At 53.2% G+C, this 19,394-nt stretch carries 21 protein-coding genes and 2 pseudogenes; 8 read left to right on the top strand and 15 right to left on the bottom strand.

The window, feature by feature from the left end; translation table 11 throughout:
* Positions 1-8: 8 nt before the first annotated feature.
* The 6 genes from atpD to ACS5Q8_RS29355 all read left to right on the top strand — a co-directional run bounded on the left by atpD (position 9) and on the right by ACS5Q8_RS29355 (position 6,616).
* Positions 9-1,388, top strand: a complete 1,380-nt coding sequence (gene atpD / locus ACS5Q8_RS29380; protein WP_247406935.1) for a F0F1 ATP synthase subunit beta — start codon at positions 9-11, stop codon at positions 1,386-1,388.
* A 44-nt stretch (positions 1,389-1,432) separates the two neighbouring features.
* Positions 1,433-1,858, top strand: a complete 426-nt coding sequence (locus ACS5Q8_RS29375; protein ID WP_247406932.1) for a F0F1 ATP synthase subunit epsilon — start codon at positions 1,433-1,435, stop codon at positions 1,856-1,858.
* Between the two features lie 115 nt (positions 1,859-1,973).
* Positions 1,974-3,341 (top strand): bifunctional UDP-N-acetylglucosamine diphosphorylase/glucosamine-1-phosphate N-acetyltransferase GlmU, encoded by a 1,368-nt coding sequence (glmU, locus tag ACS5Q8_RS29370; RefSeq protein ID WP_426101873.1) that lies wholly within the window; start codon positions 1,974-1,976, stop codon positions 3,339-3,341.
* 229 nt (positions 3,342-3,570) lie between these two features.
* The gene (locus ACS5Q8_RS29365) at positions 3,571-4,338 is read left to right on the top strand and encodes a DeoR/GlpR family DNA-binding transcription regulator (RefSeq protein ID WP_253400228.1); all 768 of its coding nucleotides are present in this window, start codon (positions 3,571-3,573) and stop codon (positions 4,336-4,338) included.
* Positions 4,339-4,348: 10 nt separating this feature from the next.
* Entirely contained in the window at positions 4,349-6,181 is a 1,833-nt protein-coding gene (gene glmS / locus ACS5Q8_RS29360) for a glutamine--fructose-6-phosphate transaminase (isomerizing) (RefSeq protein ID WP_247408019.1), read from the top strand.
* Positions 6,182-6,250: 69 nt separating this feature from the next.
* The gene (locus ACS5Q8_RS29355; RefSeq protein ID WP_276195563.1) at positions 6,251-6,616 is read left to right on the top strand and encodes an avidin-fold protein; all 366 of its coding nucleotides are present in this window, start codon (positions 6,251-6,253) and stop codon (positions 6,614-6,616) included.
* A gap of 364 nt (positions 6,617-6,980) precedes the next feature.
* Here the strand turns inward: ACS5Q8_RS29355 and ACS5Q8_RS29350 are convergent, their stop codons facing one another.
* Positions 6,981-7,205, bottom strand: coding sequence for a hypothetical protein (locus tag ACS5Q8_RS29350; RefSeq protein WP_465159710.1), 225 nt, complete (start codon positions 7,203-7,205; stop codon positions 6,981-6,983).
* Between the two features lie 215 nt (positions 7,206-7,420).
* Here ACS5Q8_RS29350 and ACS5Q8_RS29345 point away from each other — a divergent pair, with 215 nt between their 5' ends.
* A complete protein-coding gene (locus ACS5Q8_RS29345; protein WP_096480654.1) occupies positions 7,421-7,819 on the top strand; it encodes a helix-turn-helix domain-containing protein in 399 nt (132 codons plus the stop codon).
* A gap of 58 nt (positions 7,820-7,877) precedes the next feature.
* Here ACS5Q8_RS29345 and ACS5Q8_RS29340 read toward each other — a convergent pair whose 3' ends face one another.
* From ACS5Q8_RS29340 to ACS5Q8_RS29275, 14 genes and pseudogenes are all read right to left on the bottom strand, one after another.
* Positions 7,878-8,408: a contact-dependent growth inhibition system immunity protein gene (locus tag ACS5Q8_RS29340; protein ID WP_276195561.1), complete on the bottom strand. Its 531-nt coding sequence runs from the start codon at positions 8,406-8,408 to the stop codon at positions 7,878-7,880.
* A gap of 1 nt (position 8,409) precedes the next feature.
* Entirely contained in the window at positions 8,410-8,784 is a 375-nt protein-coding gene (locus ACS5Q8_RS29335) for an endonuclease toxin domain-containing protein (RefSeq protein WP_177000244.1), read from the bottom strand.
* Between the two features lie 639 nt (positions 8,785-9,423).
* Complete coding sequence (locus ACS5Q8_RS29330; RefSeq protein WP_276195560.1) at positions 9,424-9,774, bottom strand: hypothetical protein; 351 nt, start codon at positions 9,772-9,774, stop codon at positions 9,424-9,426.
* A gap of 1 nt (position 9,775) precedes the next feature.
* Positions 9,776-11,011, bottom strand: a complete 1,236-nt coding sequence (locus ACS5Q8_RS29325; RefSeq protein WP_465159709.1) for a deaminase domain-containing protein — start codon at positions 11,009-11,011, stop codon at positions 9,776-9,778.
* A 335-nt stretch (positions 11,012-11,346) separates the two neighbouring features.
* Positions 11,347-11,787, bottom strand: a complete 441-nt coding sequence (locus ACS5Q8_RS29320) for a hypothetical protein (RefSeq protein WP_465159708.1) — start codon at positions 11,785-11,787, stop codon at positions 11,347-11,349.
* Positions 11,788-11,850: 63 nt separating this feature from the next.
* On the bottom strand, positions 11,851-12,378 hold the full coding sequence (locus tag ACS5Q8_RS29315) for a hypothetical protein (RefSeq protein WP_276195557.1): 528 nt from the start codon (positions 12,376-12,378) through the stop codon (positions 11,851-11,853).
* A 368-nt stretch (positions 12,379-12,746) separates the two neighbouring features.
* Positions 12,747-13,145, bottom strand: a complete 399-nt coding sequence (locus tag ACS5Q8_RS29310; protein ID WP_226501951.1) for a hypothetical protein — start codon at positions 13,143-13,145, stop codon at positions 12,747-12,749.
* Positions 13,142-13,483: a hypothetical protein gene (locus ACS5Q8_RS29305; RefSeq protein WP_465159707.1), complete on the bottom strand. Its 342-nt coding sequence runs from the start codon at positions 13,481-13,483 to the stop codon at positions 13,142-13,144. Before ACS5Q8_RS29305 ends, ACS5Q8_RS29310 begins: the two co-directional genes overlap by 4 nt.
* 63 nt (positions 13,484-13,546) lie before the next feature.
* Positions 13,547-13,756 (bottom strand): hypothetical protein, encoded by a 210-nt coding sequence (locus tag ACS5Q8_RS29300; protein ID WP_248748749.1) that lies wholly within the window; start codon positions 13,754-13,756, stop codon positions 13,547-13,549.
* A gap of 768 nt (positions 13,757-14,524) precedes the next feature.
* Positions 14,525-16,279, bottom strand: a pseudogene (locus ACS5Q8_RS29295) (hemagglutinin repeat-containing protein); the annotation flags it as partial.
* A gap of 95 nt (positions 16,280-16,374) precedes the next feature.
* On the bottom strand, positions 16,375-16,773 hold the full coding sequence (locus tag ACS5Q8_RS29290) for a hypothetical protein (RefSeq protein ID WP_465159706.1): 399 nt from the start codon (positions 16,771-16,773) through the stop codon (positions 16,375-16,377).
* Positions 16,770-17,588, bottom strand: a complete 819-nt coding sequence (locus tag ACS5Q8_RS29285) for an Imm49 family immunity protein (RefSeq protein WP_465159705.1) — start codon at positions 17,586-17,588, stop codon at positions 16,770-16,772. The genes ACS5Q8_RS29290 and ACS5Q8_RS29285 overlap by 4 nt, the downstream gene beginning before the upstream one ends.
* 179 nt (positions 17,589-17,767) lie before the next feature.
* Entirely contained in the window at positions 17,768-17,962 is a 195-nt protein-coding gene (locus ACS5Q8_RS29280; protein ID WP_465159704.1) for a hypothetical protein, read from the bottom strand.
* A pseudogene (locus ACS5Q8_RS29275) lies at positions 17,931-18,230 on the bottom strand (IS4 family transposase); the annotation flags it as partial. The gene ACS5Q8_RS29280 and the pseudogene ACS5Q8_RS29275, both read right to left, overlap by 32 nt.
* 64 nt (positions 18,231-18,294) lie before the next feature.
* Here ACS5Q8_RS29275 and ACS5Q8_RS29270 point away from each other — a divergent pair.
* Positions 18,295-19,382 (top strand): IS3 family transposase gene (locus tag ACS5Q8_RS29270; protein ID WP_465159118.1). Its coding sequence is split into 2 segments (ribosomal slippage): positions 18,295-18,547 and positions 18,547-19,382, totalling 1,089 coding nucleotides; the frame shifts between segments, so codons are not numbered across the junction.
* The last annotated feature ends 12 nt before the right edge of the window (positions 19,383-19,394 follow it).

Below are 19,394 nucleotides of genomic sequence, written 5' to 3'. Positions count from 1 at the left end.
ATCCAGCTATGAGTAGCGGACGTATCGTTCAAATCATCGGCGCCGTTATCGACGTGGAATTTCCACGCGACAGCGTACCGAGCATCTACAACGCTTTGAAAGTACAAAGCGATGCAGGCACCACTCTGGAAGTTCAGCAGCAGCTGGGCGACGGCGTGGTTCGTACCATTGCAATGGGTTCCACCGAGGGCTTGAAGCGCGGTCTGGGTGTTCTGGACACTGGCGCTGCCATCTCCGTACCGGTCGGTAAAGCGACCCTGGGCCGGATCATGGACGTACTGGGTAACCCGATTGACGAAGCTGGCCCGATCGACACCGAAGAGCGCTGGGGCATTCACCGTCCAGCACCTTCGTTCGCGGACCAAGCGGGCGGCAACGACCTGCTGGAAACCGGCATCAAGGTTATCGACCTGGTTTGCCCGTTCGCCAAGGGCGGTAAAGTCGGTCTGTTCGGTGGTGCCGGTGTAGGCAAGACCGTAAACATGATGGAACTGATCCGTAACATCGCCATCGAGCACAGCGGTTATTCCGTGTTCGCCGGTGTGGGTGAGCGTACTCGTGAGGGTAACGACTTCTACCACGAGATGAAGGACTCCAACGTTCTGGACAAAGTGGCACTGGTTTACGGTCAGATGAACGAGCCGCCGGGAAACCGTCTGCGCGTAGCTCTGACTGGCCTGACCATGGCCGAGAAGTTCCGTGACGAAGGTAACGACGTTCTGCTGTTCGTCGACAACATCTATCGTTACACCCTGGCCGGTACTGAAGTATCCGCACTGCTGGGCCGTATGCCTTCGGCAGTAGGTTACCAGCCGACCCTGGCTGAAGAGATGGGCGTTCTGCAAGAACGTATCACTTCGACCAAGGAAGGTTCGATCACTTCGATCCAAGCGGTATACGTACCTGCGGATGACTTGACCGACCCGTCGCCAGCGACCACCTTCGCCCACTTGGACGCCACCGTCGTTCTGTCCCGTGACATCGCTTCCCTGGGTATCTACCCAGCGGTCGATCCACTCGACTCGACTTCGCGCCAGCTGGACCCGAACGTGATCGGCCAGGAGCATTACGACACCGCTCGCGGCGTTCAGTACGTGCTGCAGCGTTACAAAGAACTGAAGGACATCATTGCGATCCTGGGTATGGACGAGCTGTCGGAAACCGACAAGCAGTTGGTATCCCGCGCTCGTAAGATCCAGCGCTTCTTGTCGCAGCCGTTCTTCGTGGCTGAAGTCTTCACCGGTGCTTCGGGTAAGTACGTTTCCCTGAAAGACACCATTGCTGGCTTCAAAGGCATCCTCAACGGTGACTACGACCACCTGCCAGAACAAGCGTTCTACATGGTCGGCGGCATCGAAGAAGCGATCGAGAAAGCCAAGAAACTGTAATCCCGGCGCCCGGCAACGGGCGCTCATCAGGTTGAGGCAATCAGATGGCTATGACAGTCCATTGCGATATCGTCAGCGCGGAAGGGGAAATCTTCTCCGGTCTGGTAGAAATGGTGATTGCACACGGCGAACTCGGTGACTTGGGTATTGCCATGGGCCACACGCCATTGATCACCAGCTTGAAGCCAGGTCCGATCACTCTGACCAAGCAAGGCGGGGAACGGGAGGTGTTTTACATCTCCGGTGGTTTCCTCGAGGTTCAGCCGAACATGGTCAAGGTACTTGCCGACACCGTGCAACGTGCTGCTGATCTGGATGAAGCCTCCGCTCAGGCGGCCGTTAAGGCAGCCGAGAAGGCCCTGAACGAAAAAGGCGCAGATTTCGACTACGGTTCTGCTGCTGCTCGTCTGGCCGAGGCCGCAGCTCAGCTGCGTACCGTCCAGCAGATCCGCAAGAAGTTTGGCGGCTAAGCCGTTAAGCCTCATGCGTGATTGATTAAAAAGGGTAGCCTCGGCTACCCTTTTTCTTTTTTTGCAAAACACTTCTCTGGTCTGAAGCCGGACCGCCCAGGATTGGTAGCCATTCATGTCTCTAGAAATCGTCATTCTCGCCGCAGGCCAGGGCACCCGCATGCGCTCGGCCTTGCCCAAGGTGCTGCATCCGGTGGCCGGTAACTCCATGCTTGGCCATGTTATCCACAGCGCCAGGCAGCTCGACCCGCAACGCATCCACGTCGTCATCGGCCACGGTGCCGATGTGGTGCGTGAGCGCTTGGCCGCGGATGACCTGAATTTCGTATTGCAAGACAAGCAACTGGGCACCGGCCACGCAACCGCCCAAGCCGTGCCGTTCATCAAAGCCGACACGGTGCTGATCCTCTACGGCGACGTGCCCCTGATCGAAGTGGAAACCCTGCAACGCCTGCTCAAGCACGTCGTGCCTGGCCAGATGGGCCTGCTCACCGTCGAACTCGATGACCCTACCGGCTACGGCCGCATCGTGCGCAACACCGACGGCAAGGTCGCGGCGATCGTCGAGCACAAGGATGCCAGCGACGCCCAACGCGCTATCACCGAAGGCAACACCGGGATTCTCGCAGTGCCGGCCGATCGCCTGGCGGACTGGATGAGCCGTCTGTCCAACAACAACGTCCAGGGCGAGTACTACCTGACCGACGTGATCGAAATGGCCGTCAGCGATGGCTTGCTGGTCGCCACCGAACAGCCCCACGACCCGATGGAAGTGCAGGGCGCCAACGACCGCAAGCAATTGGCCGAACTCGAGCGCCACTACCAACTGCGCGAAGGCCGCCGCCTGATGGCCCAGGGCGTGACCCTGCGCGACCCGGCGCGCTTTGATGTACGTGGTGAAGTCAGCGTGGGCCGCGACGTGCTGATCGACATTAACGTCATTCTCGAAGGCCGCGTGATCATCGAAGACGATGTGGTGATTGGCCCGAACTGCGTGATCAAGGACAGCACCCTGCGCAAGGGCGTGGTGATCAAGGCCAACAGCCATCTCGACGGTGCGGTGATGGGTGAGGGCAGCGATGCCGGTCCGTTTGCACGGTTGCGTCCGGGCAGCGTGTTGGAAGCCAAGGCCCATGTGGGTAACTTTGTCGAATTGAAAAACGCCCATCTGGGCGAAGGCGCCAAGGCCGGTCACCTGACGTACCTGGGCGATGCGGTGATTGGCGCGCGGACCAACGTCGGCGCCGGCACCATCACCTGCAACTACGATGGCGCCAACAAATACCAGACCACTATTGGTGAAGACGTATTTATCGGCTCTAACAATTCGCTGATTGCCCCCGTGACTATTGGCGATGGCTCGAACACCGCTGCCGGCTCAACCATCAATCAGGATGTGGATAAGTCCCAACTAGCCGTAGCCCGCGCCCGCCAGCGCAACATCGACGGTTGGAAACGCCCGGTAAAAATCAAAAAGAGCTGAGTTATCCACAGGCTTATCTGCAACAAATAGCCAATGTGGGAGGGGCTTGCCCCCGATGGCGGAGGTCCAGTCAAAGCACTTAATGACTGACACACTGCTATCGGGGGCAAGCCCCCTCCCACATTAGCCCTCCGCCAGTTTCAAAAATTTGCAGCATGCTGCTTGACGAACTTTCGCCTATAGGTTTCTATTGCCTTCGTTATCTTTCGAAACGAAACTTATAATCACCATGTCGAAACGAAATACACCCCAAAGACGCCACAACATCCTGACCTTGCTCAATGAACGGGGCGAAGTCAGCGTGGACGAATTGGCCAAGCGCTTCGAAACCTCGGAAGTCACCATCCGCAAGGACCTGGCCGCCCTCGAAAGCAACGGCCTGTTGTTACGCCGTTACGGTGGCGCGATCACCATGCCCCAGGAACTCGTCGGCGACCCCGCCCAGCCCATCTCAGCCTACAAGCGCGCCATCGCGCGTGCCGCCGTGATGCGCCTGCGCGAGCACGCCCGCATCATCATCGACAGCGGCAGCACCACCGCCGCCATGATCCCCGAACTGGGCCACCAGCCCGGCCTGGTGGTGATGACCAACTCCCTGCACGTGGCCCGCGCCTTGAGCGAGTTGGAACACGAGCCGGTGCTGCTGATGACCGGTGGCACCTGGGACCCGCATTCGGACTCGTTCCAGGGCCAGGTTGCCGAGCAGGTGCTGCGTTCCTACGACTTTGATCAACTGTTCATCGGCGCCGACGGCATCGATCTGCAGCGCGGCACCACCACGTTCAACGAACTGCTAGGCCTGAGCCGCGTGATGGCAGAGGTCGCCCGTGAAGTGGTGGTGATGGTCGAATCCGACAAGATCGGCCGCAAGATTCCCAACCTGGAACTGCCCTGGAGCAGCGTCCATACCCTGATCACCGATGATCGCCTGCCGCATGAGGCCCGCGACCAGATCCAAGCCCGCGGCATTACGCTGATATGCGCGGCAATCATCTAGGAGAAACACCATGTGTGGCATTGTTGGCGCAGTCGCTGAACGTAACATCACCCCCATCCTGATCGAAGGCCTCAAACGCCTGGAATACCGCGGCTATGACAGCGCCGGTGTGGCGGTCTTCACCAACGCCGGCAAGCTGGAGCGCCTGCGTCGGCCGGGCAAGGTAAGCGAGTTGGACCAAGCCCTGGCCGGCGAACCGCTGGTCGGCCGCCTGGGCATCGCCCATACCCGTTGGGCCACCCACGGTGCGCCGTGCGAACGTAACGCCCATCCGCACTTCTCCGGCGACGTGGCCGTGGTACACAACGGCATCATCGAAAACCACGAAGTGCTGCGTGAACAGTTGAAGGGCCTGGGTTACGTGTTCACCTCGGACACCGACACCGAAGTCATCGCCCACCTGCTCAACCACAAGCTCAAGGACTACAGCGACCTGACCACCGCCCTCAAGGCCACGGTCAAGGAACTGCACGGCGCCTACGGCCTGGCCGTGATCTGCGCGAGCCAACCCGACCGCGTCGTTGCCGCACGCAGTGGCAGCCCGCTGGTGATCGGCCTGGGCCTGGGGGAAAACTTCCTCGCCTCCGACCAACTGGCCCTGCGCCAGGTCACCGACCGCTTCATGTACTTGGAAGAAGGCGATATTGCCGACATCCGCCGTGACAGCGTGGCGATCTGGGACGTAAACGGCAATTCCGTCGAGCGCGAAGCCGTGCAATACCGCGACGGCGCTGAAGCGGCCGACAAAGGCGCGTTCCGCCACTTCATGCTCAAGGAAATCCACGAGCAACCGGCCGTGGTGCAACGCACCCTGGAAGGTCGCCTTGGCGACAAGCAAGTACTGGTCAACGCCTTCGGCCCGCAAGCCGCTGAGCTGTTCGCCAAGGTGCGCAATGTCCAGATCGTGGCCTGCGGCACCAGCTACCACGCCGGGATGGTTGCGCGTTACTGGCTGGAAGAACTGGCCGGCATTCCGTGCCAGGTCGAAGTCGCCAGCGAGTTCCGCTACCGCAAGGTGGTGGTGCAGCCCGACAGCCTATTCGTGACCATCTCCCAGTCCGGCGAAACTGCCGACACCCTGGCCGCCCTGCGCAACGCCAAAGAGCTCGGCTTCCTCGCCAGCCTGGCGATCTGCAACGTCAGCATCAGCTCCCTGGTGCGTGAGTCCGACCTGACCCTGCTGACCCAGGCCGGTCGCGAAATTGGTGTCGCCTCTACCAAAGCCTTCACCACCCAACTGGTCGGCCTGCTGCTGCTGACCCTGTCCCTGGGCCAAGTGCGTGGCACCCTGGCCCCCGGCGTCGAAGCCACCCTGGTGGAAGAACTGCGCCGCCTGCCGACCCGCCTCGGCGAAGCGCTGGCGATGGACAGCACCGTAGAAAAAGTCGCCGAGCTGTTCGCCGACAAGAACCACACCCTGTTCCTTGGCCGTGGTGCGCAATACCCGGTGGCGATGGAAGGCGCCCTCAAGCTCAAGGAAATTTCGTACATCCACGCCGAAGCCTACCCGGCCGGCGAACTGAAACACGGCCCATTGGCCCTGGTGGATGACGACATGCCAGTGGTCACCGTCGCGCCGAACAACGAATTGCTGGAGAAGCTCAAGTCCAACCTGCAGGAAGTGCGCGCCCGTGGCGGCCAACTGATCGTCTTCGCCGACGAGAAAGCCGGCATGGTCAACGGCGAAGGCACCTACGTCATCAACATGCCGCACATCCACGACACTCTTTCGCCGATCCTCTACACCCTCCCGCTGCAATTGCTGTCGTACTACGTCGCCGTGCTCAAGGGCACCGACGTTGACCAGCCGCGCAACCTGGCGAAGTCGGTGACGGTGGAGTAATACGGCAAGCGCCTGGAGGCCCGCTGGGTCTCCAGGCTCGACCCAGCCCCACGAACGGACGCGACATTCATGGACACTCCCTTCTCCCCAATCCACGCCCGTTTGAACAATCGCCACTTTACGGTCGCGAACAACGCCCACGGGCTCTCCGGTGCCGGCACGGTGTTTCATTACCTTGTCGAAGGCGATGCCATTTCCGGCACTTACCAAGGCGGTCGAATCCGCACGGGCACGCAGGTCGGGCGCGTGACAGGCGCCGATACCATCGAGTTGCTGTATCAATGCCTGACGCTTGAGGGCGAGCTGCTGGCCGGCTGGTCGCGTGGCACGGTAGGCGTGGATCAGGCCGGGCGTACCACGTTGAGCTTCGTGTGGGGATGGTTGTCGGGCGCGAAGGGCGGTGGGGAGTCGAGCTACGTGGAGACTAGTGCTTAGCGGTTAAGCGCGTTCGCCAGCCCCCGGCTCGCGCTGCGCCCCTGATCATCACTGACCCGGGAGAAATAGGGGGCAGACCACCATTAAAAATCAAACCAACAAATAAAAAATCGTGGTCTGACCCTGTTTTCCCTGAAATATTTTAATGCTCAGCTCATCAATCATTTTCTGAGCTCTATTTGCCTAAGCCTACATGGGTACTTTCCAGCGCGGAGTTAAACCATTTTGACTTAAAAATTCAAACTGCCTAGCCGCCCCAGGGGTTGTTACGAAAACACGTCCACCAGCTCCGACACCATTGGTAATAGCCACCCCTCCATTTTGCATCCACAGAGAAACTTCTTCAGGGGCAACCCGAAACGAATTATTTCAATTTCAGTTGAGGATTACCTTGTCCTGCCAAAACTTTGGTCACGCAAAGCATCCAATCTTTCCAAACGGCTGGGTCGGCTGTCTCCCCATCGGAAAGATAACTCATTCCGCCCAATAAAGAGCCTAATTCGTCCGACTTTGTTCGCTGATACAGATCCACAAGAAACTCATACATCGCAAGATATGCGAGTTCAGGCGATAAATTTTCGGTACTCATTGCTATTTTCCTTTCGATAGTCCGGAAAAATAGGGGTCAGACCATCATTATACGACTAAGAACAAATAGCCTTCGGACGACCCACCACTACTCGGATAACTCTATTTTTTAAAGAACGGAACAATAGCCACGAATACTCCTTCAATGCAAAACGTGGTCTGACCCCTATTCCTCCGTTAATGGCTGTCCTATTACAGATCTCGTCGACGACAGCCATGAGCATCACCAGCGAAGAACGTGAATTTTTCATTGCTCTGGGCGAGCGAATTGCCCGCCTGCGCAAAGAACACGGCATCACCCAAACCCAACTGGCTGAACGGCTGGGCGTGTCCCAGCAGACCATCCAAGCCTATGAGTCCGGCAAGCGGCGGATTCAGGTAGCGGCGCTGCCAGAACTGGCCCGACTCCTTTCGACCACACTCGAAGAGCTGTTTGGTCAGCAGCAGGAAACCACTGTGCGTAAACGTGGGCCGGCTCCGAAATGGCAGCAGCAATTGGAGGCCATCGACCAACTACCCAAGAGCCAACAGAAATTCGTTGCGCAGATGCTTGATGCCCTGATCGCTCAGGCCACGACTAAAGCGAGCAGCGAAGGACGGGAGGTTTTGCAGTAAGCAGATAAAACAACACCGGCACGAGGCCGGTGTCAGATCAACTCGAAACCTCTACACATTAGGTGCACCGACTAAAAGCCAAGCGTAAGGCCGCACCTACATCGGAAGGACTACTACCGCAGGGGATAATGACATAGTCACTCTCACTTAGTCCCTTACCACTCCAGGCTTCTAGCTTTTCGTGATGACTAGGACGAATAGTTATCTGCCCCCTCTTACTTTCAATACTGCATTTTTTCATATCTTTAAATAATGCACGCTTAGTCTTGTAGCCATAGCGCTCCAAAGTACTGCCAACCCATTGATCATATCGTTGATTGGTCAAGTTGTAGTCGTATAACTCCATATCAAAAGTAGCTTCAGGATGAATCCAAACATCCTTTCGCGGCTCGGGAAGCACAAATCGGCTATGAGCCAAGGCGTCAAGCACAGCAAAGCCTAGCTCTTTATCGGCAGCGTCAGGGCTGAAAAAATGCTCCACACCTTGCGGATCCGCTTGGCTACTTCGATAGCCAGAAAAAGTTTTTACGGAAATAAAATCCTTATTTATTTTCGCATCTGCCCAAGCTGTTTTTACGACATCACTCATCTTAATCCACCTTGGTAATTTTTACCGTAACGCCTTTGCCCTGACCATACTCAATAGCTCTATTAATTTGATCCCACTGAGCACTCGTCGTAGATTTTGGAACTGCCACTTGCAATTCACGACTAGTAATTTGACTAGAGGATACTGTTACGTCCTTCAAACCGTACTCAGTAAACCCTGCGGCGGTATCAATATTTCCTTTGAGCGATGAATAAACCTGACTTGGATTGGCAATTTTAGCCGCAGTGGTCGTATCAAGTGTTTTTGCACTGGTCGCAACACCGGTCGTTCTATCAAAAAAGTCAAACGTCTTGAAGTTCGGCGGTAGTCGAGAGCCAGCTGGCAGTTGCGTCCCAAGGTAATCCTCCCAAGGCATTCCCCCTTGCCCCACTCAATCCCAGTAGTAGCACGGTCTACGGCCCCGCCAGTTGCTTTTGCACCAACAAATAGAGCATTTAGTTATTTTTTAGTTGCCTGACCGGATCCCAATCATTAGGTTTTAGTTGATGCTTGCTCCACCATTGCATCCCCTCAGAAACCCACTTTCCGCGTAAATCGGAATGAGTGGTTGTCGAGTCATCATACCCAAACTCCGTCCCGCAGCATGGGCAAATATTGTACGAGGCACAGCCAAAACTGTCATACGCCGGCTCATCAAGATCAGGATATCTGCATACCGGACATACATATGTTTGATTGTTATTGGGCATTAAAATAGTCCAAGTTTTAACCCTTACCATGCACTGCTGGATCAGGCTTGTAGTACGTGCGAATACTTCCCCCACTTGATACGACACCAAATTCATCAGTGCCAGGGTTGTAACGCACGATATCTCCATTAGGTCTTGCCTTTTCAAGCACGCCCGCAGGCTTCGACGCTGTTAAGAACTTATCAGCTTGTGCTTGGTACTCAAGCGTATTTTTCGCGCCAAAGTCACCACCGTGACGTGCAAAGTGGTCATCAAGCTTGGCTTGGTCGGCAAACTTCGCTCCGTTTCCTGTCGCTTTTGCACCTTCAGATCAGCTTCAAAATTTTCAGGTCATGTAGAAACAACTCTGATTCATCATCAGGCACTCCGGCCAGAAGGTTATCAACTCCATCTTTGACGATTTGATCTTCAATCAATTGACGCGCACGAGAATACCAATCTTGGTGCCACCCGCCAGATAGAACCAACAGGATGACTCGCCACATGAAGATCTCAACTGGGCGCTCAAAGACGTTTTCAAATTGATAATCAACGTATCCCATGATCTGTTCATGAGGCCACCCCTTCATAACCGCGTGATCTCGGCATCCCTCGTAATAGCATTCCAGTGCCCACAACTTAAGAGTTTCATATTTAACACGCTCTTCGTGCAGCATCTCAGAGTCCTTTTTTGGTCGGACGAATTACACCACCATTATCGAACACATTGACAGTAATGTTCGGATACTTAGCTTTGAATAAATCAATAACATTTGAGCAGCTTGCACATGGTGGACGCTCTGTGAGCAAGTTAATATTTCCCATAACCGATGTGTTGTCCCCCAATTGTGCCGCGATATTGTTCAAAATTTTCGCCTCCGAATCTACCGCTCTATTGAGCATTTGAGGGGGATTACTTCCTGTCGGTACAACCGTGCTTGGGAATGTCTCGGGGACCTCACCGACAAATCCTAACGCCTGCTGATCAGCAGTGGCTACACCAATACGGCTGGACGCTGCCATTGTCGGTTGAATGCCGGGAATGTCGATCTGTGCAACTCCCACGTTACCACTGGTCTTAGCGCTGCCTGTTAACGTGGCGCGCAAGTCAGCAACCTGCTGCGTCAGCGCTGCTTGCGTGTCAACCGACACGATTTCTTTTGCACCTTGCACCGCACCAGTTGCATCGGCAGCGGCGGCTACCTCCTTCGCCGCCACACTCCCAAATCCTCCCATGCCCAGCGCTGTACCGCCAGTGGTCGCAGCCCCAAAGGGCAACTCAACCGCCGCAATGCCAAGCTCCGTACAAATTGTCGGGTTCATGCCGCAAGCGAGCATCAACTCCGGCCCCAGTAGCACAACCCCTGCAGCAACCCCGGTACCCGACAACACAGCGACGACAGGTCCGCTTTCATTCATGATTTTTTGGCTGTAGTTCGACCGGCATACATCTGCTGCCACGCCGCCACAACTTTGCTCTGCGTAGTCGCGATAGCGCTTCTCTGCAAGCAGGCGACTGCCTAGCTCATTGTTCTCTGTTGCGTTTTTGCCTGATTGAGCGCCAGCCGCCGCCCCTGCCAAGTCGCCGCCCACCGCGCCACCGATAAAACCTGCCGCCAGTGTTGAGAGCGCCGAGATTGTCTGTTTCTGCGCCTCGCTCAAATCCTCACGTTTAATAGACGGATACAACTGAGCAGCAATCAACTCTCCTGTAGCGGCGCCCGCCGCCCCCGCCGCAGCCGAATTCCCCTGAGTCTTGGCAACTACTGCGCCAAGCACCGCCTGCGCCATGATCCTAGCGGTGTCGTTGTCCTCCGTTTGCTGCTTAATAAAATTCGCAAGATAGGGGGCAGAAGCCCCCGCTAGGGCTGATCCGATGTCGCCTCCTGCCAATCCTTGCAGGGCCGCCGTCACGGCTTGAGTCGCACGTTGATAGTCGCCCCCCGTTCAGTATGGCTCCATAGCCTCCTTATAGGACTTCGCTGCCCGTATCTGCTCCTGGGTAGGCTTTTCATTACCCTGACTGGCCAGCTCTTTGCGCGCGACTTTTTCGGCATAAAAATAGGGGTCAGACCATCATTATACGACTAGGAACAAATAGCCTTCGGACGACCCACCACTACTCGGATAACTCTATTTTTTAAAGAACGGAACAATAGCCACGAATACTCCTTCAATGCAAAACGTGGTCTGACCCCTATTCCTCCCAAGAGTGCGCCGGATATCAGCCAAAGCAAAACGCCTGCTGATTAAGACTTTGGCAAAACCGAAAGTACTGCTTTAAAAATATTAGTTCCATCATCAACGGCTGATGATGCCTCATATATTGCTTCGGTCGCTGCCATAAGCGAATCCTCTCCACCAGCTAAGGACAGCGCCGATACAGCGCGAGCTTGGCTAAACAGCTGAAGGCCTTCTACATTTAAGCTTTGCCCTTCGTCCAGGCTGTCTTGCAAGTCAAAATACTTCTCATCTAACTGTGCAGCTAAAGCATCTAGCCCAGAAACCTGATCAGTCGTGAGTTTATTACCAGATTGTAGATACCTAAGAGACTCGGCAACAATAGACACTTCTACTGGGCAGGCCTGTAAAGCAAGTTCGCAAGCCACTTTTACAGCACGTCTTCGTTGTTCCTCACGGACTACCTTAAGTTTTTCTACAAGACTTTCCTCAACCATTTCTAAACGCATAATTATTATTTAGCCTCTGGCAGTGGTTTTAATGGCGCGGACACATCCTGTGCGCTCTTTAAACTACGACTGCCAGAATGTCAGACAGACACCATATTCATCGAGAAGATCGTCAGCAATTTCAAACTGAAATACCTTCTCTGGAAAGGCATCGGATAACGCGCGCTTCCAATATCTAGTGATCTGTTCAGCAAATAAATGACAAAGACGATAATCTTCTTCCGACAGGCCCACTTTAAATACGGGTCGACCCGGTGCATCCTCCCACTTTGAAAAGAACTGATTTATTGAAAAAATATTTCTGTATCGTTCAACGTCTCTACGCGATGTACTTTGTTCCAACACACTAGATTCGGTCTCAACCAGCCCGTTCAAATGAAATTTTTGCGGATCGTATTGCTGAGCGTTAGGCAGCCAGAAAATGTGACCATTGACCTCAATAAAATCAGGAGAGAGCAAACCCAGAACAGAAATTGCCTGTTCTAATGAAACCAAGTGCCCTACATATGAAAAAAACTCCCCGGAGCCAATATCTGAAATAAACAGACTCAACGACTCTTTAGAAATATTACCCTGATAAACTTTCATCATTTCAACCCCAAGCTATCAAGAACCGACTGAGGAACATTCCCCCTCAAAAACTTTTGTATCACTTCCCTTCTTGGGGAAATATGTTCCATTCGGAGCTTGGTTCCATTCGACCACCTTAATCCGAGAGCTAGACACATCATATAGTGCACGCCCCTCAGGACCGTAGACAACAACATGCCCATTTCCAAGATTCGCATAAGAATCGGGAGTTTGCCCTTGCAATGGATACTGAACACCACCACGCGTTCCCGTGACCGTCACATTCGTTTCCCTGAGTCCCTTGGTATAATCTAAATCAATAGTATTACCGGCAGAGTCCGTAATGAACCTGGGTGTATTTGGAGCGTTAGTAGTTGCTTTTGCACCAACTATCCTTTAGGAGATATCTGCCTCACCCAATCCTCTCTAAGCCCAACCAAAATATTCATAACATTAGAGTAAGTCAAGAATGGTAAAAATAACGCAAAATTGGACAAGCCACATTTCACATCTAAGGGAACGTAAAAATCAACATCCCCCGAGCGACTCGAATTCGAAAAAAGTTCTACATTCAGGTGACTTTCAATACTAGAAATATCAGCAAACAACACCTTATTCGCAACTTCATTATTTCCAAAGAAAAAACCGTCAACATATACATCTAACCTTCCACCCTCTATCCCAGTAGAAAATAAAATGTCACCATCTTCAGCTTCCTCATGAAAGAACCCACGACCTAAGGCTTCAACATCTTTCATCCTTTTTTCAAGTGTTCGACGAACCTTCATTGTCCAACCCCTTTTAAAAAATCCCTCAAGCCTTCCTTAGTCGCGGGAAAGCTAAAGGAAAAATTCTGATTTACATTATCAAAACTACCTGTCCCAAGCTTAGAGCCTTCTGGGGATGCATAGCGACCTGTCAGAGTAATTTTTACTGCACCTTGGGACTGAGCATAAGCAAGCATTTTCTTCAATGGTCCTGCTAATTCAGCGGCCCCATCAGCACCAACGCCAATGAATCCTTTCGAAGTACCTATCGCAAACTCATCAAATGTTATTTCACTTCCGCTCATGGTGACTCTTGGAGAGTAGATGGTTCCCACACCATTAGCTGCATCAAAAGACACTTTACCTAATTCCTTAGGTATTTCTTTTGTACCGACGGCAAAATAACAGCCTTGCTAATTAACTTAAACTATCCACTCCACCTCAAAATCAGCTAGCTGAGCCTGAAGCCCTGCCTCATGTTCGAACCAGTAGTCAAACCCTTCAACATCACTTTTCTTCAAGTAAAGATAATACCCGCCAGTGTCTCCATCACGGTCGTCCGCAACAACAATTTCCCAGCCAGAATATTCGCCAGTGACAACAATACCCCTCCGAACGATAGACATATCCATATCCTAGTCCGCATAGGGAACATGATTGTTAGAAATATATTTTCCAGTCACAGGGTCTTTAACTCCGAAATGTACATGCGGAACTCCCGGAGCGTGTGCTCCTGATATAGATCCTGAGTCGATACGGAACTCCTTGGTGCCATCAGCGCTGTGAAACACCCCAGAGCCGGGCTTACCGATTTCCCTGTACTCGGGACCGAGATATTTTTGCCCTGCAGATAGAGCCTCATCGGTTGTGAGCGTCATAGAGCTCGTGAAATTTTTCTTACCAGATAGAGTTTCATTGATAACTTGATCTACACGCTGCCCAGCACCTGCTTCCAGTTGAATCTGTTTTTCAGCATTAACAAAGGTTTTCCAGTTTTCAGTAGGACCAGCTAGTGGAGTGCGTGGAGTAGCTGTTGCTTTTGCACCTTGCACCGCACCAGTTGCATCGGCAGCGGCGGCTACCTCCTTCGCCGCCGCACTCCCAAATCCTCCCATGCCCAGCGCTGTACCGCCAGTGGTCGCAGCCCCAAAGGGCAACTCAACCGCCGCAATGCCAAGCTCCGTACAAATTGTCGGGTTCATGCCGCAAGCGAGCATCAACTCCGGCCCCAGTAGCACAACCCCTGCAGCAACCCCGGTACCCGCCAACACAGCGACGACAGGTCCGCTTTCATTCATGATTTTTTGGCTGTAGTTCGACCGGCATACCTCTGCTGCCACGCCGCCACAACTTTGCTCTGCGTAGTCGCGATAGCGCTTCTCTGCAAGCAGGCGACTGCCTAGCTCATTGTTCTCTGTTGCGTTTTTGCCTGATTGAGCGCCAGCCGCCGCCCCAGCCAAGTCGCCGCCCACCGCGCCACCGATAAAGCCTGCCGCCAGTGTTGAGAGCGCCGAGATTGTCTGTTTCTGCGCCTCGCTCAAATCCTCACGTTTAATAGACGGATACAACTGAGCAGCAATCAACTCTCCTGTAGCGGCGCCCGCCGCCCCCGCCGCAGCCGAATTCCCCTGAGTCTTGGCAACTACTGCGCCAAGCACCGCCTGCGCCATGATCCTAGCGGTGTCGTTGTCCTCCGTTTGCTGCTTAATAAAATTCGCAAGATAGGGGGCAGAAGCCCCCGCTAGGGCTGATCCGATGTCGCCTCCTGCCAATCCTTGCAGGGCCGCCGTCACGGCTTGAGTCGCACGTTGATAGTCGCCCCCCGTGCCGTATGGCTCCATAGCCTCCTTATAGGACTTCGCTGCCCGTATCTGCTCTTGGGTAGGCTTTTCATTACCCTGACTGGCCAACTCTTTGCGCGCGACTTTTTCCGCATTGAGCTCACCCTGGGTGCGAACGATGTCCGAGACCTGAGTACCTATCTCACTGATCAGTTTTACCTGTTGTAGGCGCTTCTGCTCTTTCTCTTTATCGAAGATTGGGCTGATGCTGTCGTTGGCATGTTCGACGTCGTGGCTAAGGGTCGCCACATTTTGCTGTTGTTTGGCAGGGTCGCGAATATCGAGGGTGCCATTGGAGACGGCCGATGAGGTCGTACCGCTGGCGCTGCCACCATGGTTGTAAGCGATCAAAGTACCGCTGGGCATATTGCTGGTAAAACCGCCACTGCCGTCACTGGAACTGCTGACGCTGGCACTTTGCATTTGGCTCTTGTATTCGGCCTCGTTCTTGATATCACTCCAGCCGAGAGTGCCTGTACTCAGCCGATTCTTGTCGACCTCTGCGGTACTCGCTATGACGCTTCCATCAAGTTGTGTGTGATTACCCACATCAACCTGATAACCACCTTTACCCGCGTATAAGCCGGTCTGCTCCTGCACGCTTTGGTACTTGGAGTCGATCTTGGTTTGGCTGACGCTAAGACTGGCTGAACCGCCTGTACCGATGATCGTGACACTCACGCCGCCACTCACATCAGTTTGCTTGGACTTATAATTGTCGGTGTCTTGAAGGCTCTGCAGTGTCAGGTCGCGACCAACACTGGCAGCGATCTTGTCAGCACTGACTTGTGCGCCCTTAAGGGCCGTGTCTCGTCCACTGACCAGGTTAGCCTGATGTCCTGCATCCAGCGTGGTTTCAGTCCATGTGGTGCCGGTACCTTTTTCATTACCTGTGCCTTTATTAGCGTTGGCGAAGATACTCAGGCCACCGCCTTGAGGGCCGACCCCCAAACTAATCCCGATTGCGCCACCGCCACTATTGTTTTTGCCGTCCAACTTTTGGCTATTGGCGGCTGCTTCAAGACGGATATCCCGCTCAGCGGCCAGCGAAATGTCGTTGACTGCTTTGAGGTTACTGCCTTGAACACGGATATCACCGTCTACCCCAGGAGTACCGTTACCGACGGCGACAATGCCGAGATTGTTGCCGCTGGTCAGGCTACTGCCTTGGCTAATCGTTTGTTCTTGGGTTTGTTTTGAACTCGACTTCTGCGCACCGAGGGAGATGCTAATACCGACAAACTGCCCAGCGTTGTCAGCAGTCATTTCGCCGCCCATGGTCCAGCTCTGCGCGCCGGTGGTGCTGGCTTGAATGGCAACGGGAACAGATTATTTTATTTTCGGAGATGGCTTGGATAAGAAAATTTCTGATTAAATAAATCCGCCCCTTTATCACCTCCTTCCACGAATCAAACTGCAATGCGCAATAACTTAATATCCTGCGTCACAGGGCTCATACATACGACGCACGCTAAAAGCAAATTTTGCGTAAGCGCAGAATCAATTTTAACCGCAAATTGAACAGTGTCCGAAGAGCCTTTCAAACTGGCAACCAACGCGCAGAGCCATGATTTAGAGTACTGCACATGCGGGCCAAGCGACGCAGCATCCAGCTGTAAACCACCTTGACTGTCCAACAATTTCAAACCGAGAAACAAGGTGACGTTCCCGTCACCCTCACTAATCGCGAGTTGATCATTATTGTAATCGCCGCCGTATCGACCAGGAATCAATGTTGCTTTGTAGCGATCCACAAGAGATTCAAACAGTTGACTTCGCAGCAGGGCATCTTTCGAAAGATTATTCATATTTCATCAACCCTGTTTTTCAGAAAGCCATAATGAACATCATAATGATCCAGCGGTTCCACGGGCAGCCACTCTGCTGGAATATAGGGTGTATCTATAGCTATCTTATAACCGTGCCGCCAGGCAATTTTTGCGTAAATAACACCGAAAGTAGAAATCAATCCCTCGGAATAACCATTCTCGCTATCAAACCTTCTCTTTATTAAGGCTGGCGTTGTTAGCTCGCGCAAAACAGATTCCATTTTTGATGTATCACCCTCTGCCAGCGCAATGAAGAACTCATTATCCAGCATAAATCTCCTCTTTGGTCCCGAAGGTGGGTGCGCAATCATTCTGGCACACCGGTCCAGCAACTGAGCAAAGTCACCTTTAACAGCCAACCGAATTTGATAAGCTACAAAATCTGCGGTAGTGGTCGCCTGAACTCTTTTAGCATCAAAGATATCGTCGTTATTACAGAACCAGCTAATCAAGGATTCATTATCAGAAACCAACCCAGCCAAAAAATCAAATGTCTTCAACATGAAGTTCATTTTGTCGGTTTTCAGTGAGTACCGGTGGCGACGCAGACTATCCGCTATATAAAACCAGGTTTTCATCTTTTCCAATGACGAATTGCTAAACCATTCCTCTATAGCTTGTGCATATGCATGCGACGCTAACCTATCCATGCACGCAATTGGATCACCTTTGTCGGTTTCTATATTCACTACACATCTTGCGATATTAAAGCCTCCGTCCAAGTGACTTTTCACATGCTCAATTCTTGATATAGCTTGTGCTTTATATTTTCCATACTTTTCAAACGCATCCAATTATTCACCTCACTTTAACTTAGCAATTATTAGCTGACCTGATTTTCGATCAACACCCGCTACGCCTTTTACTAAACTTCCGTTTTCGCGCGCTTCGGATACAGACTTATAAGCCGCCGATTTCTTATCGAGCCGTTCTAGGAAAAATAGGGGTCAGACCCTGAGGGATCCCCACAAATCTACTCCAGGCTCTGCGCCTGATGGCGCACCTCATCACGCAGGGCTTTCTCCAACACTTCCAAGCCTTCTCGCCCACCAAAATCTGTACAACTGCGCCAATATTCCATGCCTAGCCGCCACAATGAAAGTACATGTTTCACCTTGAGGCTGTTGCTTTGATAACCACTCACTTTCTTCGCGACGATAAAGCTCACGGTTACGTATGCGCGCCACGTAATACCAACCTTGCGCGACTACTGCCTTCATCCATGGCCGCCGGAAGCCTGCGTCAGTTACCAAGATTGGGATACAGCCATCAGGCAGCAATTCAGCCAGCATTTTAATCAGGCGACTTTGATACCTGGGGCAACCTTCCCGCTCATGAACACTTTCATAAATAGGAAACGAACGACCTGCCAGCGGGATTGCGGCTCTCAACAAAAAAGCGCAACCAGGGGCATCAATTCGAGACCAATCGGTAATCCCCCCTGAAAAAAATACTCACCAGAAGTAGAATTTTCTCCTAATCGGATCAAGGAAATTTTGCGTGAAGAGATCACGTTTTTCAGACAGCCAAATCATGGCCATTCTCAAGCAAGCCGAGGCTGGAAGCCCGGTGCCAGAGCTATGTCGCGAGCACGGTATCAGCTCGGCCACCTTCTATAAGTGGCGCACCAAGTTCGGCGGCATGGACGCATCGCTGATGGCTCGGTTACGCGAGTTGGAGGATGAGAACCGGCGTCTAAAAAAAATGTACGCCGAAGAGCGGCTCAAAGCCGAAATCATCCAGGAGGCCATGGCAAAAAAGTGGTGAAGCCATCGCGGCGACGAGAGATGGCGCAGGAAGCGGTTCGTTCAGGTCGATGCAGTATCAAGCTCGCGTGCCTGGCCTTCGGGGTCAGCATCACGTGCTATCGCTATCAATCGCGCCTATCGCCTGAAAACGCCGAGATCGCCGATCACCTGATCCGACTCACGCATAACCAGCGCAATTGGGGGTTTGGCTTGTGTTTTCTGTACCTGCGCAACGTGAAGGGCTATGGCTGGAACCATAAACGGGTGTATCGGATCTACCGCGAGCTGGAACTGAATCTGCGGATCAAACCGCGTAAGCGCATCGTGCGCGAGAAGCCTGAACCGCTGGCCGTTCCGCAGGCAGCCAACCAGTGTTGGTCGATGGATTTCATGCACGATCAGTTAGCTGATGGACGCAGCTTTCGGGTTTTTAATCTGATTGACGACTTCAACCGCGAAGCCCTGGGCATGGAGATTGATTTATCGCTACCGGCTGAGCGCGTGGTGCGTGCGCTGGATCAGGTCATTGAATGGCGTGGTAAACCGCAGGCGATCCGCAGCGATAACGGCCCAGAATTCATCAGTGCCAAGCTCGCTGAGTGGGCGAAGAAACGAGGCATCCGCTTGGACTTTATTCAACCGGGTAATCCACAGCAGAATGCCTACGTTGAACGTTATAACCGGACTGTGCGCTATGACTGGCTGGGACATTACTTGTTTGAGTCGATAGCCGAAGTTCAGGACTATGGTACGAACTGGATCTGGACATACAATCACGAGCGCCCGAATATGGCCCTCGGCGGCATTACCCCAAAACAGAAGTTGGCCCTGGTGGCCTGAGGTCTACTTCTG

The sequence above is a fragment of the Pseudomonas sp. PAMC25584 genome, from assembly GCF_058135675.1.
Note: the sequence above shows the minus strand (reverse complement) of the source record. Positions and strands in the feature narration are given on the sequence as shown.

Bases quoted from the DNA above. Each gene is read 5' to 3' on its own strand.
- atpD (WP_247406935.1), top strand. From the start codon at position 9: ATGAGTAGCGGACGTATCGTTCAAATCATCGGCGCCGTTATCGACGTG.
- ACS5Q8_RS29375 (WP_247406932.1), top strand. From the start codon at position 1,433: ATGGCTATGACAGTCCATTGCGATATCGTCAGCGCGGAAGGGGAAATC.
- glmU (WP_426101873.1), top strand. From the start codon at position 1,974: ATGTCTCTAGAAATCGTCATTCTCGCCGCAGGCCAGGGCACCCGCATG.
- ACS5Q8_RS29365 (WP_253400228.1), top strand. From the start codon at position 3,571: ATGTCGAAACGAAATACACCCCAAAGACGCCACAACATCCTGACCTTG.
- glmS (WP_247408019.1), top strand. From the start codon at position 4,349: ATGTGTGGCATTGTTGGCGCAGTCGCTGAACGTAACATCACCCCCATC.
- ACS5Q8_RS29355 (WP_276195563.1), top strand. From the start codon at position 6,251: ATGGACACTCCCTTCTCCCCAATCCACGCCCGTTTGAACAATCGCCAC.
- ACS5Q8_RS29350 (WP_465159710.1), bottom strand. From the start codon at position 7,205: ATGAGTACCGAAAATTTATCGCCTGAACTCGCATATCTTGCGATGTAT.
- ACS5Q8_RS29345 (WP_096480654.1), top strand. From the start codon at position 7,421: ATGAGCATCACCAGCGAAGAACGTGAATTTTTCATTGCTCTGGGCGAG.
- ACS5Q8_RS29340 (WP_276195561.1), bottom strand. From the start codon at position 8,408: ATGAGTGATGTCGTAAAAACAGCTTGGGCAGATGCGAAAATAAATAAG.
- ACS5Q8_RS29335 (WP_177000244.1), bottom strand. From the start codon at position 8,784: ATGCCTTGGGAGGATTACCTTGGGACGCAACTGCCAGCTGGCTCTCGA.
- ACS5Q8_RS29330 (WP_276195560.1), bottom strand. From the start codon at position 9,774: ATGCTGCACGAAGAGCGTGTTAAATATGAAACTCTTAAGTTGTGGGCA.
- ACS5Q8_RS29320 (WP_465159708.1), bottom strand. From the start codon at position 11,787: ATGCGTTTAGAAATGGTTGAGGAAAGTCTTGTAGAAAAACTTAAGGTA.
- ACS5Q8_RS29315 (WP_276195557.1), bottom strand. From the start codon at position 12,378: ATGATGAAAGTTTATCAGGGTAATATTTCTAAAGAGTCGTTGAGTCTG.
- ACS5Q8_RS29310 (WP_226501951.1), bottom strand. From the start codon at position 13,145: ATGAAGGTTCGTCGAACACTTGAAAAAAGGATGAAAGATGTTGAAGCC.
- ACS5Q8_RS29300 (WP_248748749.1), bottom strand. From the start codon at position 13,756: ATGGATATGTCTATCGTTCGGAGGGGTATTGTTGTCACTGGCGAATAT.
- ACS5Q8_RS29290 (WP_465159706.1), bottom strand. From the start codon at position 16,773: ATGAATAATCTTTCGAAAGATGCCCTGCTGCGAAGTCAACTGTTTGAA.